This window comes from Sphaerotilus uruguayifluvii (assembly GCF_013294065.1).
Taxonomy (GTDB): Bacteria; Pseudomonadota; Gammaproteobacteria; order Burkholderiales; family Burkholderiaceae_C; genus Sphaerotilus; species Sphaerotilus uruguayifluvii.
This window is the reverse complement of record NZ_JABSNM010000009.1, coordinates 64,896-78,549: the sequence shown is the minus strand read 5'-3', so window position 1 is coordinate 78,549 and position 13,654 is coordinate 64,896. Positions and strand designations below refer to the sequence as shown.

General features: G+C 71.4%; 13 protein-coding genes. 9 read left to right on the top strand and 4 right to left on the bottom strand.

The annotated features are described in order from the left end of the window. Positions 1-133: 133 nt before the first annotated feature. From HNQ01_RS11615 to ftsB, 4 genes are all read left to right on the top strand, one after another. Positions 134-1,786 carry a CTP synthase gene (locus HNQ01_RS11615; RefSeq protein ID WP_173805601.1) on the top strand — a complete coding sequence of 551 codons (1,653 nt, stop codon included), beginning with the start codon at positions 134-136 and terminating at the stop codon, positions 1,784-1,786. Positions 1,787-1,820: 34 nt separating this feature from the next. Beyond that, the gene (kdsA, locus tag HNQ01_RS11610) at positions 1,821-2,678 is read left to right on the top strand and encodes a 3-deoxy-8-phosphooctulonate synthase (protein WP_173805600.1); all 858 of its coding nucleotides are present in this window, start codon (positions 1,821-1,823) and stop codon (positions 2,676-2,678) included. Positions 2,679-2,893: 215 nt separating this feature from the next. After that, positions 2,894-4,177, top strand: coding sequence for a phosphopyruvate hydratase (gene eno / locus HNQ01_RS11605; protein WP_173805599.1), 1,284 nt, complete (start codon positions 2,894-2,896; stop codon positions 4,175-4,177). 15 nt (positions 4,178-4,192) lie between these two features. Further along, on the top strand, positions 4,193-4,486 hold the full coding sequence (ftsB, locus tag HNQ01_RS11600) for a cell division protein FtsB (RefSeq protein WP_173805598.1): 294 nt from the start codon (positions 4,193-4,195) through the stop codon (positions 4,484-4,486). Between the two features lie 22 nt (positions 4,487-4,508). Here ftsB and glcF read toward each other — a convergent pair whose 3' ends face one another. The 3 genes from glcF to HNQ01_RS11585 are packed head-to-tail and all read right to left on the bottom strand — an operon-like array spanning position 4,509 to position 8,380. Further along, on the bottom strand, positions 4,509-5,744 hold the full coding sequence (glcF, locus tag HNQ01_RS11595) for a glycolate oxidase subunit GlcF (protein WP_173805597.1): 1,236 nt from the start codon (positions 5,742-5,744) through the stop codon (positions 4,509-4,511). A 24-nt stretch (positions 5,745-5,768) separates the two neighbouring features. Next, positions 5,769-6,887 (bottom strand): glycolate oxidase subunit GlcE, encoded by a 1,119-nt coding sequence (glcE, locus tag HNQ01_RS11590; RefSeq protein WP_173805596.1) that lies wholly within the window; start codon positions 6,885-6,887, stop codon positions 5,769-5,771. Continuing rightward, positions 6,887-8,380, bottom strand: a complete 1,494-nt coding sequence (locus HNQ01_RS11585) for an FAD-linked oxidase C-terminal domain-containing protein (protein WP_173805595.1) — start codon at positions 8,378-8,380, stop codon at positions 6,887-6,889. The genes glcE and HNQ01_RS11585 overlap by 1 nt, the downstream gene beginning before the upstream one ends. Before the next feature lie 137 nt (positions 8,381-8,517). Here HNQ01_RS11585 and pnuC point away from each other — a divergent pair, with 137 nt between their 5' ends. The 3 genes from pnuC to HNQ01_RS11570 are packed head-to-tail and all read left to right on the top strand — an operon-like array spanning position 8,518 to position 11,195. Continuing rightward, the gene (gene pnuC, locus HNQ01_RS11580) at positions 8,518-9,159 is read left to right on the top strand and encodes a nicotinamide riboside transporter PnuC (RefSeq protein WP_173805594.1); all 642 of its coding nucleotides are present in this window, start codon (positions 8,518-8,520) and stop codon (positions 9,157-9,159) included. After that, positions 9,156-9,800: an AAA family ATPase gene (locus HNQ01_RS11575; RefSeq protein ID WP_173805593.1), complete on the top strand. Its 645-nt coding sequence runs from the start codon at positions 9,156-9,158 to the stop codon at positions 9,798-9,800. The genes pnuC and HNQ01_RS11575 overlap by 4 nt, the downstream gene beginning before the upstream one ends. Before the next feature lie 27 nt (positions 9,801-9,827). Next, positions 9,828-11,195: an acyltransferase family protein gene (locus HNQ01_RS11570; RefSeq protein ID WP_173805592.1), complete on the top strand. Its 1,368-nt coding sequence runs from the start codon at positions 9,828-9,830 to the stop codon at positions 11,193-11,195. Here the strand turns inward: HNQ01_RS11570 and HNQ01_RS11565 are convergent. Then, on the bottom strand, positions 11,116-11,958 hold the full coding sequence (locus HNQ01_RS11565; RefSeq protein ID WP_173805591.1) for a ferritin-like domain-containing protein: 843 nt from the start codon (positions 11,956-11,958) through the stop codon (positions 11,116-11,118). The genes HNQ01_RS11570 and HNQ01_RS11565 overlap by 80 nt on opposite strands. 51 nt (positions 11,959-12,009) lie before the next feature. Here HNQ01_RS11565 and HNQ01_RS11560 point away from each other — a divergent pair, with 51 nt between their 5' ends. Then, positions 12,010-12,537 (top strand): gamma carbonic anhydrase family protein, encoded by a 528-nt coding sequence (locus HNQ01_RS11560; protein WP_173805590.1) that lies wholly within the window; start codon positions 12,010-12,012, stop codon positions 12,535-12,537. Positions 12,538-12,599: 62 nt separating this feature from the next. Then, entirely contained in the window at positions 12,600-13,568 is a 969-nt protein-coding gene (hslO, locus tag HNQ01_RS11555; protein WP_173805589.1) for an Hsp33 family molecular chaperone HslO, read from the top strand. Positions 13,569-13,654: the final 86 nt, after the last annotated feature.

Sequence of the window (13,654 nt, the reverse complement as noted above, 5' to 3'; positions counted from 1 at the left end):
GCGCGAAGGACGCCCTTCGCCCGGGCGCGGCCTGCCGCCTATAATCTCGTTTTACCACCACGGCCCTCCTGAAATGCGTCCCCCGCGCCCCTCGAACGGCGCCCGCGATGCACCCAAGGGAGGGCCGCTTCACATGACCAAGTTCGTCTTCGTCACCGGCGGCGTGGTGTCCTCGCTCGGCAAGGGCATCGCCGCGGCCTCCCTGGCTGCCATCCTCGAATCGCGCGGCCTGAAGGTCACGCTGATCAAGCTCGACCCCTACCTGAACGTCGACCCGGGCACGATGTCGCCGTTCCAGCACGGCGAGGTGTTCGTCACCGACGACGGCGCCGAGACCGACCTCGACCTGGGCCACTACGAGCGCTTCATCACGACGCGCATGCGCAAGTCCAACAACTTCACCAGCGGCCAGGTCTACACGACCGTGCTGGAGAAGGAGCGTCGCGGCGACTACCTCGGCAAGACGGTGCAGGTGATCCCGCACGTCACCAACGAGATCCAGGAATACGTCAAGCACGGCGCGGGCGTGGGCACGCCCGACGCGGTCGACGTGGCCATCGTCGAGATCGGCGGCACGGTGGGCGACATCGAGTCGCTGCCCTTCCTCGAGGCCGTGCGCCAGATGGCGCTGAAGCTGGGCCCGCAGAACGCCGCCTTCGTGCACCTGACCTACGTGCCGTGGATCGCCGCGGCCGGCGAGCTCAAGACCAAGCCGACCCAGCACACGGTGCAGAAGATGCGCGAGATCGGCATCCAGCCCGACGCGCTGCTGTGCCGCGCCGACCGCCCGATCCCGGACGACGAGCGCGAGAAGATCAGCCTGTTCACCAACGTCGCGCGCCACGGCGTGATCTCGGTGTGGGATGCCGACACCATCTACAAGGTGCCGCGCATGCTCCACGAGCAGGGCCTGGACGAGCTGATCTGCATGAAGCTGCAGCTCTTCACCCGCCCGGCCAACCTCAAGCGCTGGGACCGCCTGGTCAATGAGGTCGAGAACCCGAAGGGCGAGGTCACGATCGCGATGGCCGGCAAGTACACCGAGCTGTCGGACTCGTACAAGTCGCTCAACGAGGCGCTGCGCCACGCCGGCATCCACCACCACGTCAAGGTCAACATCGAGTACGTGGACTCGGAGAAGCTGACGGCCGAGAGCGCCGCCGAGCTCGACCGCTACGACGCCATCCTGGTGCCGGGCGGCTTCGGCAAGCGCGGCATCGAGGGCAAGATCCTCGCCGCCCAGCACGCCCGCGAGCACGGCATTCCCTACCTGGGCATCTGCCTCGGCATGCAGGTCGCGACGATCGAGTACGCGCGCCACATGGCGGGCCTGGCGGACGCCAACTCGACCGAGTTCGAGCCCGAGACGCCGCACCCGGTGATCGCGCTGATCGACGAGTGGCAGGACGCCGACGGCACGATCCAGAAGCGCGACGCCAGCTCCGACCTCGGCGGCACGATGCGCCTCGGGGCGCAGAGCTCCGACGTCAAGCCCGGCACGATCGCGCACGAGATCTACGGCCCGGTCGTCACCGAGCGCCACCGCCACCGCTACGAGGCCAACGAGAAGTACCTGCAGCGCCTGCAGGACGCCGGCCTGGTGATCTCGGCCATCACCCAGCGCGAGAAGCTCACCGAGATGGTCGAGCTGCCGCGCGAGGTGCACCCGTGGTTCGTCGGCGTGCAGTTCCACCCGGAATTCAAGTCGACGCCGTGGGACGGCCACCCGCTGTTCATCAGCTACATCGAGGCGGCGCTGCAGCACAAGAAGCGCGGCGCGCGCTGATCCCCCACCCGACGCCCAGGCAGGCACACCCATCATGCAACTCTGCGGATTCGAGGCCGGCCTGGACCGGCCCTTCTTCCTGATCGCCGGCACCTGCTCGATCGAGAGCCTCGAGCTGAGCCTGGACGTCGCCGGCCAGCTCAAGGAGGCCTGCAGCGCGCTGGGCATCCCGCTGATCTACAAGGGCTCGTTCGACAAGGCCAACCGTTCGTCGGGCACCAGCCGGCGGGGCGTGGGCATCGACGCGGGCCTGAAGATCCTCGACGAGGTGCGTCGCCAGACGGGCCTGCCGGTCATCACCGACGTGCACGACGAGTCGCAGATCGCCGAGGTCGCCAGCGTGGTCGACGTGCTGCAGACGCCGGCCTTCCTGTGCCGGCAGACCGACTTCATCCACGCGGTGGCGAAGAGCGGCAAGCCCGTCAACATCAAGAAGGGCCAGTTCCTCGCGCCCTGGGACATGAAGAACGTCATCGACAAGGCCCGGGCCGCCGCCCGCGAGGCCGGCCTGTCGGAGGACCGCTTCCTGGCCTGCGAGCGCGGCGTGAGCTTCGGCTACAACAACCTGGTCGCCGACATGACCAGCCTGGCCGAGATGCGCAGCTCCGGCGCGCCGGTGGTGTTCGACGTGACGCACTCGGTGCAGAAGCCCGGTGGCCTGGGCGGCTCCAGCGGCGGCGCGCGCGAGATGGTGCCGGTGCTGGCGCGCGCCGGCGTCGGCGTCGGCGTGGCCGGCCTCTTCATGGAGACGCATCCGCGCCCGGCCGAGGCCTTCTCGGACGGCCCCAACGCGGTGCCGCTGAAGCACATGCGCACGCTGCTCGAGCAGCTCGTCGCGATCGACCGCGTCGTCAAGGCGCAGCCGCTGCTCGAGAACGACTTCTCGTGCTGAACAGGTGCTGAAGAAGGCGGAGACTGCACGAACAATGCTTTCCCCTTGTCCGGACCGGGTGGCTCTTCGCCTTCGGGCGCATTAGCATCGCGGATCCGGCATTTTCGTGGAACGGCCGTGAACCCCGGCGGGCATCGCCTGTCGGATTGTTCAGCGCGGGTAACCTGCAGCCGGCACCATCCACGCGCCCCCAGAATCCGAAACAGGAGTCAATGATGAGTGCAATCGTAGACATCGTCGGCCGCGAGATCCTCGACAGCCGCGGCAATCCCACCATCGAATGCGACGTGCTGCTGGAAAGCGGCGTCATGGGCCGTGCGGCCGTGCCGAGCGGCGCGTCCACCGGCTCGCGCGAAGCCATCGAGCTGCGCGACGGCGACAAGAGCCGCTACCTGGGCAAGGGCGTGCTCAACGCCGTCCAGAACATCAACACCGAGATCTCGGAAGCCGTTCTGGGCCTGGACGCGGCCGAGCAGGCCTTCCTGGACAAGACCCTGATCGACCTCGACGGCACCGACAACAAGTCGCGCCTGGGCGCGAACGCGATGCTGGCCGTCTCGATGGCCGTGGCCCGCGCCGCGGCCGAAGAGTCCGGTCTGCCCCTGTACCGCTACTTCGGCGGCATGGGCGGCGTGCAGCTGCCGGTGCCGATGATGAACGTCATCAACGGCGGCGCCCACGCCAACAACAACCTCGACCTGCAAGAGCTGATGATCATCCCGGTCGGTGCCCCCACCTTCCGTGAAGCCGTCCGCTGGGGCGCCGAGGTCTTCCACGCGCTGAAGAAGATCATCCACGACAAGGGCATGTCGACCGCGGTCGGCGACGAGGGCGGCTTCGCTCCGAGCGTGGCCAGCCACGAGGCCGCGATCCAGCTGATCCTGGAAGCCGTCGAGAAGGCCGGCTACCGCGCCGGCGACCAGATCGCGCTGGGCCTGGACTGCGCCGCCAGCGAGTTCTACAAGGACGGCAAGTACCACCTGGAAGGCGAAGGCCTGGTGCTGACCGCCGAGGAGTGGACCAACATCCTGGCCACCTGGTGCGACAAGTACCCGATCATCTCGATCGAGGACGGCATGCACGAGGGCGACTGGGCCGGCTGGGCGCACCTGACCGAGCGTCTGGGCAAGAAGGTCCAGCTGGTCGGCGACGACCTGTTCGTGACCAACACGAAGATCCTGAAGGAAGGCATCGAGAAGGGCATCGCCAACTCGATCCTCATCAAGATCAACCAGATCGGCACGCTGTCGGAAACCTTCGCCGCCATCGAGATGGCCAAGCGCGCCGGCTACACCGCCGTGATCTCGCACCGCTCGGGCGAGACCGAGGACTCGACGATCTCCGACATCGCCGTCGGCCTGAACGCCGGCCAGATCAAGACCGGCTCGATGAGCCGCTCGGACCGCATCGCCAAGTACAACCAGCTGCTGCGCATCGAGGAAGACCTGGGCGAGATCGCCGTCTACCCGGGCCGCGCCGCGTTCTACAACCTGCGCTGATCGCCCGCGTCCGCCATGCGCGTCATCACCGTGATCCTGGTGGCCCTGTTCGGGCTGATCCATGCCGAGCTCTGGTTCGGCAGCAACGGGATGCCGCGCGTGCGCGAGCTCTCGGCGCTGGTCGCCGAGAAGCAGGCCCGCAATGCCGAGGCGCGCGTGCGCAACGACCAGCTGCGGGCCGAGATCAAGGACCTCCAGGAAGGCACCGAGATCATCGAGGAGAAGGCCCGCCACGACCTCGGCATGGTCAAGCCCGACGAGATCCTGGTGCAGTACCCGCAGGCCGCCGTCCGGCCGGCCTCGCCCTGAGGCCGCCCTCCTGCGCGGCTGCTCAGCCGCGCAGCGCCGCGTCGAGCACTTCCACCCAATGCCGCACCGGCGTCGCGCAGCCTGCCTGCAGGTGCGTGATGCAGCCGATGTTGGCCGACACGATGGTGTCGGGCGACAGCGCCGCCAGGCTGGCCTGCTTGCGCTCGCGCAGCTGCTTCGAGAGCGCCGGCTGCAGCACCGAATAGGTGCCGGCCGAGCCGCAGCACAGGTGGCTGTCGGCCGGCAGCGCCACCGTGAAGCCCAGCTCGCGCAGACCCGCCTCCAGACCGCCCTTGAGCTTCTGCGCATGCTGCAGCGTGCACGGCGGGTGCAGTGCCAGCCGTCCGGCCTGCGCGGCCGCCGCCAGCTTCGGCTTGAGCACCGGCACCAGCTCGGGCAGCAGCTCGCTGAGATCGCGCGTCATCGCGCTCACCCGGGCCGCCTTGGCCGCATAGGCCGCGTCCCCCGCCAGATGGTGGCCGTATTCCTTGACGGTGGCACCGCAGCCCGAGGCGTTCATGACGATCGCCTCGACCTCGCCGCGCTCGATCAGCGGCCACCAGGCATCGATGTTGCGGCGCATGTCGGCCAGGCCGCCGTCGCGGTCGTTCAGGTGCGCGCGGATCGCGCCGCAGCAGCCCGCGCCCGCCGGCACCACCACCTCGATGCCGGCGGCGTCGAGCACCCGCGCAGTCGCCGGATTGATCTCGGGCGACATCGCCGGCTGCACGCAGCCGGCCAGCATCAGCATGCGCCGCGCATGGCGCTTCTGCGGCCAGCCGCGTGCATCGGCCTCGCGGCGCTCGGGCACCTTGGCCTGGAGCGTCTCGGGCAGCAGCGGGCGCAGCGCCTGGCCGAGCTGCAGCGCCGGCGCGAACAGCGGCGAGGTCAGGCCCTCCTTCAGCGCCCAGCGCACCAGGCGCTCGGTGGCCGGGCGCTCGACGCGCGCATCCACCAGCCGGCGGCCGATCTCGGCCAGCTCGCCGTACTGCACGCCCGACGGGCAGGTGCTCTCGCAGTTGCGGCAGGTCAGGCAGCGGTCGAGATGCGTCTGCAGCTCGCGCGTCGGCGCCTCGCCTTCGAGCAGGTTCTTGATCTGGTAGATGCGGCCGCGCGGGCCGTCGAGCTCGTCGCCGAGCAGCTGGTAGGTCGGGCAGGTCGCGGTGCAGAAGCCGCAGTGCACGCATTTCTGCAGCAGCGCGCGGGCGGCCTCGCCGTCGGCGGTGCCGGCGTGTTCGGGGGACAGTTCGGTGTGCATGGCAGGCTCGGGATCAATGCAGGGTCAGTCGCGGGTGAACAGGCCGTGCGGGTCGAAGGTCTGGCGCAGGCGGCGCTCGATCTGCGCCTGCACCGCCGGCAGCGGCGCGGCGCGGGCCTCGCCCGGCGCGCCGCCGGCCTGCAGCTCGGCATGGCCGCCGGCCGCGCGGGCGGCGGCGTGCACCGCGTCCGCCGGCTCGTCGGTCAGCCACCAGCGCTGGCCGCCGTGCCACTCGATCAGGCCGCTGCCACGCAGGCGCAAGGTCGGCGCATGCGGCGCCACCGCCAGGCGCCACAGCCGCTGCCCCGCCGGCAGGCCCTGGGCCGCGAACTGCCACAGCGCATGGCGGCGGTCGCGCAGCGCGGTCCAGAAGGCGGCCGCCTCCGCCGCCGCCACCGGCTCGCCGCCGAGCTCGCGCCGCGCCGCGTCCACCGCCGCCTGCGCGCCGGCCAGGCGCAGCATCAGCACGCCCTCGTGCCAGGCGCTGGCCTGCAGCGGCAGCGGCCGGCGCGACCAGCCGGTCAGCGCCGCCAGCGCCTCGGCCTGGCCCATCGCGAAGCGCAGCGTCAGGCCCGCCACCGGCTCGGGCAGCACCTTCAGCGACACCTCGCACAGCACGCCCAGCCGGCCCCAGGAGCCGGCCATCAGCCGCGAGACGTCATAGCCGGCGACGTTCTTCATCACCTGCCCGCCGAAGCTCAGCAGCTCGCCGCGGCCGTCGAGCATCGTCACGCCCAGCACATGGTCGCGCACCGAGCCGGCGGCCATGCGCGCCGGGCCCGACAGGCCCGAGGCGACCATGCCGCCCACCGTGCCGCGCCCGCGCGCACCCGGCGTCTGCAGCCGCGGCGGCTCGAAGGCCAGGTGCTGGCCCTGGGCGGCCAGCGCGGCCTCCAGCTCGTCGATCGGCGTGCCGGCGCGCACCGTCACCACCAGCTCGCTGGGCTCGTGGGCGCTGATGCCCGACAGCAGCGTCAGGTCGAGCGGCTCGGCGCCGTCGGCCGGCCGCGCCGCGTCGGGCGCCAGGCCCGCCTTCGAGCCGTGGCCGCGGATCGCCAGCGGCATGCCGGCGCGGCCCGCGGCCAGGATGCACTCGCGCAGCCGCTGCAGCGCGGCATCGGGAGGGGTCTTCACGGCGCTCATCAGAAACGCTCCAGTTCGGGAAACGGCAGCAGGCCGCGGCGCACATGCAGGCGGCCGTATTCGGCGCAGCGGTGCAGCGTCGGAATGACCTTGCCGGGATTGAGCAGGCCGGACGGATCGAAGGCGGTCTTCAGCGCCAGCATCGCCTCGCGCTCGGCGGGCGAGAACTGCACGCACATCGAATTGAGCTTCTCGACGCCCACGCCGTGCTCGCCGGTGACCGTGCCGCCCATCGCCACGCTGGTCTCCAGGATGTCGGCGCCGAAGAGCTCGCAGCGGCGCAGCTGGTCCGGGTCCTGCGCATCGAACAGGATCAGCGGGTGCAGGTTGCCGTCGCCGGCATGGAAGACGTTGCAGCAGCGCAGCTGGTATTTCTGCTCCATCTCGGCGATGGCGCGCAGGATGTCGGCCAGGCGCTTGCGCGGGATGGTCGAGTCCATGCACATGTAGTCGGGGCTGATGCGCCCCGAGGCCGGGAAGGCATTCTTGCGCCCGGACCAGAAGCGCAGGCGCTGCGCCTCGTCGCGGCTGACCTCGATGCGGCTGGCGCCGCAGCGCGTCAGCACCGCGCTCATGCGGCCGATCTCCTCCTCGACCTCCTCGGGCGTGCCGTCGCTCTCGCACAGCAGGATGGCCGCGGCGTCCAGGTCGTATCCGGCGTGCACATAGTCCTCGACCGCGGCGGTCATGGGCTTGTCCATCATCTCCAGCCCGGCCGGGATGATGCCGGCGGCGATCACCGCCGCCACCGCGTCGCCGGCGGCCTCCACCGTGGGGAAGCTCGCCATGATGCAGCGCGCCAGCTGGGGCTTCGGCACCAGCTTGACCGTCACCTCGGTGATGACCGCCAGCATCCCCTCGCTGCCGACGACCACGCTGAGCAGGTCCAGCCCCGGCATGTCGGGCGCCTCGCCGCCGAACTCGACCAGCTCGCCCTCGGCGGTGAAGCCGCGCACCTTCAGCACGTTGTGCAGCGTCAGGCCGTACTTCAGGCAGTGCACGCCCCCGGAGTTCTCGGCCACGTTGCCGCCGATGGTGCAGGCGATCTGGCTCGACGGGTCCGGCGCGTAGTACAGGCCGTAAGGCGCGGCCGCCTCGCTGATGGCGAGGTTGCGCACGCCGCACTGCACCACCGCCAGACCGGCCTCGGCGTCGAGCCGCAGGATGCGGCTGAACTTCGCCAGCGACAGCGTGACGCCGTCGCGGTGCGGCATCGCGCCGCCCGACAGGCCGGTGCCGGCGCCGCGCGCCACCACCGGCACGCCCATCGCATGGCAGGTCTTGAGCACCGCGGCGACCTGCGCCTCGGTCTCGGGCAGCGCCACCAGCAGCGGACGCTCGCGGTAGGCGGTCAGGCCGTCGCACTCGTAGGGGGTCAGCTCGCCGCGGCGCGACAGCAGCGCGTGCGCCGGCAGCACCTCGCGCAGGCGCGCCAGCACCGGGACCGCATCGGCAGCCGGGGTGGATGGGGTGGAATGGATGGGGTCGCTCATGTCTCCTCCCGAACGGGAGGCCGATGATCGAGGCGCCGCCGGCCCGCCGGCTTGAGAGTTGTTGGAACGGGCGATGAAGCTTTTTCAAGCGCCGCCATGCCATGATGCCGGCCCCGTCGCCTCCGCCCCACGCCACCATGACCGAGCCCGCCCCCGATGCCCTGACCCTGGCCCTGCAGCCGCTGCTGGTGCCGGCCTTCACGCTGTGGGAGGCGCCCTTCACCTGGCTGGAGATGGTGGCCTTCGTGCTGTCGCTGGCGATGGTGTTCGCCAACATGCGGGTGATGCCGGTGGCCTGGCCGCTGGCCATCGTGTCCTCGCTGCTGTATTTCGGGCTGTTCTGGAGCTACCAGCTCTACGGCGACGGCTCGCTGCAGATCTTCTTCGCGGTGGTCTCGCTGTGGGGCTGGTGGCAGTGGCTGCGCGGCACCGACGACGGCGCGCCGCTGCAGGTGCGCGCGCTGCCGCGCCGGGCCTGGCTGCCGGTCTTCGGCAGCGGGCTGCTGCTGTGGCCGGCCATCGGCTGGTTCCTCGACACCCGCACGCCCACCGACGTGCCCTACTGGGACGCCTTCCCGACCGCCTTCAGCCTGGTCGGCCAGTGGCTGCTGGCGCGCAAGCATGTCGAGAACTGGCCGACCTGGATCGGCGTGAACCTGGTGTCGGTGGCGCTGTTCGCCTACAAGGGCCTGTACCTGACGGTGCTGCTGTACGCGGTCTTCGTCGTGCTGTCGGTGCTGGGCTGGAAGGCCTGGCGCGAGCAGGCGCGCCGGCCGTGACCGCGGCCGCGCTGATCGCCATCGTCGGCGCCGAGAGCAGCGGCAAGTCGACGCTGGCGCGCGCGCTGACCGCGCGGCTGCGCGCCGACGGGCTGGAGGCAGTCTGCGTCGACGAGTACCTGCGCGAGTTCTGCGACCGCCACGGCCGCACGCCCCGCCCCGACGAGCAGGCCGCGATCGCCGCCGAGCAGAGCCGGCGCATCGAGGCGGCGCGGCGCTCGCGGCTGCTGCCGGTCGACGTGGTGGTGGCCGACACCACCGCGCTGATGACGGCCGTCTACAGCGAGATGATCTTCGGCGACCGCTCGCTGCACGAGGACGCGCTGGCCGCGCACCGCCAGGCCGACCTGACGCTGCTGATGGCGCTGGACCTGCCCTGGGTCGCCGACGGCCTGCAGCGCGACGGTCCGCAGGTGCGCGCGCCGACGGACCGGCTGCTGCGCGGGCTGCTGCTGGGTGCCGGGCTGGGCTTCTCGGTGGTGGCCGGCCAGGGCGAGGCCCGGCTGCAGGCGGCGCTGTCGGCCTGGGCGGCCTGGCAGCGCGGGCACGGCCCGAAGCCGAAGATCCGGTGGAATCATGTCTGCGGCCGCTGCGGCGACCCCGCATGCGAGCGGCACGGCCTGCGCGAACGCGCGCCGTGAACCCGGCCTGTGGCAGCATCGGCGACCGTGAACGCCCCCCGTGCTGCCCCCGCCTCCCCGACGGCTCTCGACCACCTGCCCTCGCTCGACGGGCTCAGGGGACTGGCGATCGCCCTGGTGCTGCTGCACAACCTCGACGTGCTCGACCTGGCGCCGCAGCACGGGCGCGCCGCCGCGCTGCTGAAGGAAACCTTCTACCTCGGCTGGATCGGCGTGCAGCTGTTCTTCGTGCTCAGCGGCTTCCTGATCACCCGCGGCCTGCTCGAGACGCGGGGCCGGCCCGGCTGGCTGCGCGACTTTCTCGTCAAGCGGGTGCTGCGCATCTTCCCGCTGTACTGGCTGGCGCTGCTGCTGTTCACCGTGCTGCTGCCGGCGCTGGGCATGCGGCTGCCGCACGAGTCCGCCTTCGGCACCGCCTGGCTGTGGCTCTACCTGTCGAACTGGGTCACGCCCTTCGATCCGCAGGGCGGGCCGCTGCCGCACTTCTGGTCGCTCGCCGTCGAGGAGCAGTTCTATCTGGTCTGGCCGCTGCTGCTGTGGCGGCTGGGCCTGCGCGAGATCTGGCTGCTGTCGCTGGCGCTGGTGGCGGCCAGCCCGCTGCTGCGCCTGCTGATGCTCGGCCTCGGCCTGCCGGCGGAGGCGCTGTACGAGTTCACGATCAGCCGGATGGATGCGCTGGCCGCCGGCGCCGCGCTGGCCGCCTGGGACCGCGGCCGCGCGCTCGGCGGCGCGACCCGCTGGCGCGCGGCGCACCTGCTGCGCCTGGGCGTGCTGCTGCTGGGCCTGACGGCGCTGTTCAGCGAGGGCTTCCACCGCCTCGGCGACACGGCGCAGATCGGCGGCTACACGCTGCTGACGCTGAGCTGCGTCGCCTTCGTCGGCTGGGCGATGCTGTGCGACCGGGCACGCGCGCGCAGCGCGCTGATGGGCTGGCCGAGCCGGGTGCTGCGCTCGGGCGTGCTCGCCAGCCTGGGCCGCTACAGCTACGCGATCTACGTCTTCCACAAGCCGGTGCACGACCTGATCGGCCTGCCGCTGCTGCGGCGCTGGAGCGGCGACGACGCGACTGCCGATCCGGCGATCGCGCTGGCCTACCTGGCCGTCACCGCTCTGGCCTGCTGGGCGATCGGCTGGCTGTCCTGGCGCGTGTTCGAGCGGCCGGTGCTGTCGCTGCGCTCGCGCTGGCTGGCACCGCTGGAGCCGGCGTCGGAGCCGGCCCGGCAGCCCGCGCCGGCCCGGCCGGTCCTACGCCCGGTCGACCATGCGACCTCGGCGGTGCCGCGCGGCCGCGTCGACGCGGCGGCACGCCGCCGCTTCAGGGCGCCGGCGCGCCGCCGCTGGCCGGCGTGGCTGACGGCACCGCTTCCTCCAGCCAGGACAGCTCGATCTCGCTGAAGCCGGCCGCCAGCCGCGCCTCGCGGTTGAAGGGCGGCCGCAGCCGCGGCGCGGCGTACTGCGCCACCAGCGTGCGGTAGTGCGGCACCGGATCGAGCCCCTCGCGCTCGCAGGCCCACCGGTACCAGTGGTTGCCGATGGCGACGTGGCCGACCTCCTCGCGCAGGATCAGGTCGAGGATCTCGACCGCGCGCAGGTCGCCGGCCTTGCGCAGCTTGACCTGGATGAGCGGCGTGGCGTCGAGCCCGCGCGCCTCCAGCGTGCGCGGCACCAGCGCCATGCGCGCGACGAAGTCGCTGCGCGTCTTCCAGGTCATGCTCCACAGTCCGTCATGCGCGTCGAAGTCGCCGTAGACATGGCCCAGCGTGGCCAGATGCCCGGCCAGCAGCAGATAGTGCTTCGCCTCCTCGGCGGCAACGCGCATCCAGTCGACGTAGAACTTCTCCGGCAGGCCGGCAAAGCGCCAGACCGCGTCCAGCGCCAGGTTGATCGCGTTGAACTCGATGTGCGCGATGGCGTGCAGCAGCGCCGCGCGCCCCTCCGGCGTGAAGGGCGAGCGCTGCGGCACCTCCACCGCCGGCACCAGCCGCGGCCGCTCGGGACGCCCCGGCAGGAAGGCCGGCTCGTCGAGCACCTGCGCGGCGTCGATGCGCAGGCCCGGATCGCGCGCCTCGAGCTGCGCCCACAGCGACTGCACCGCGTATGCTTTGCGCACCGGATCGGTCACGCACAAGGCCCCCAGGGCCATCTGTCTCAGGTCCATCCGTAGAATTCTGCCCCCTCCAGCCGCCCCGTTCCGTTTCAAGGAGAGACGATGGCCCTCTATCAGCTCGGCGAGCACATTCCGCAGATCCACGAGACGGCGCACATCGCCGACAGCGCCGACGTCATCGGCCTGGTCGAGATGGCCGAGAACAGCAGCGTCTGGTACGGCGTCGTGGTGCGCGGCGACACCGACCGCATCCGCATCGGCCGCGGCAGCAACATCCAGGACAACTCGGTGCTGCACACCGACGCCGGCATCGAGCTGGTGATCGGCGAGAACGTCACCGTCGGCCACCAGTGCATGCTGCACGGCTGCACCGTCGGCGACGGCTCGCTGATCGGCATCGGCGCGATCGTGCTCAACCGCGCGCGCATCGGCCGGCACTGCGTCGTCGGCGCCGGCGCCCTGGTCACCGAGGGCAAGGAGTTTCCGGACTACTCGATGATCCTGGGCAGCCCGGCCAAGGTGGTGAAGACGCTCACGCCCGAGGAGGCCGAGCGCTTCCAGCACGGCGCGGCGCACTATGTCGACAACGCCCGGCGCCACCGCGACACGCTGCGCCGCATCGAGCGCTGACCTTGACTTGCGCCCCGGCGCCCGCATCTGCCCCCCCTTTCTTTGCGAACAAGGACCTGTCCATGACCATCCACGGCGGCGAGCTGCACAAGTTCATCTTCGAGGGGCTGCCGGTGCGCGGCGTGCTGGTGCGCCTGACCGGCGCCTGGACCGAGATGCTGGCGCGGCGCCAGGGGGCCGGCGGCTACCCGGCACCGGTGCAGCAGCTGCTCGGCGAGATGAGCGCCGCGGCCACGCTGATGCAGGCCAACATCAAGTTCAACGGCGCGCTGGTGCTGCAGATCCAGGGCGACGGCCCGGTCAAGCTGGCGGTGGCCGAGGCCCAGCCGGACCTGGCCGTGCGTGCCACCGCCAAGGTCGTGGGCGACGTGCCGGCCGAGGCGAGCCTGAAGTCCATGCTCGACGCGAACCGCCAGGGCCGCTGCGTCATCACGCTCGACCCCAAGGACCGCCAGCCCGGCCAGCAGCCCTACCAGGGCGTCGTGCCGCTGCACGGCGAGCACGGCGAACCGATGCACCAGCTCTCCGAGGTGCTCGAGCACTACATGCTGCAGTCCGAGCAGCTCGAGACGCGCCTGATCCTGGCCGCCGACGAGCAGGTCGCCGCCGGCCTGCTGATCCAGCGCCTGCCGCTGGAGGGCGCCGGAAACCTCGAGGTCCGCTCCGAGGACGAGGAGGCCCGGCTGCACGAGGGCTACAACCGCATCGCCCACCTGGCCTCGACGCTCAAGCGCGAGGAGCTGCTCACGCTCGACACCCCGACCATCCTGCGCCGGCTGTTCTGGGAAGAGGACCTGCGCCTGTTCGAGCCGCAGACGCCGCGCTTCGCCTGCACCTGCTCGCGCGAGCGGGTCGCGCGCATGCTCGTCGGCCTGGGCCGCGAGGAGGTCGACTCGGTGATCGCCGAGCGCGGCGAGATCGAGGTCGGCTGCGACTTCTGCGGCGCGCAGTACCGCTTCGACGCGGTCGATGCCGGCGAGCTCTTCGTGCCGGCGGCCGATCACCCGGCCGGCAGCGGCACGGTGCAGTGAGCCGACGCGTGCGGACGGCATCACGTCGCCCGCCGCGGACGCCGGAACGGTTTTCCGTCCGGCCGCCCCGGGTTCGGACGGCCCCC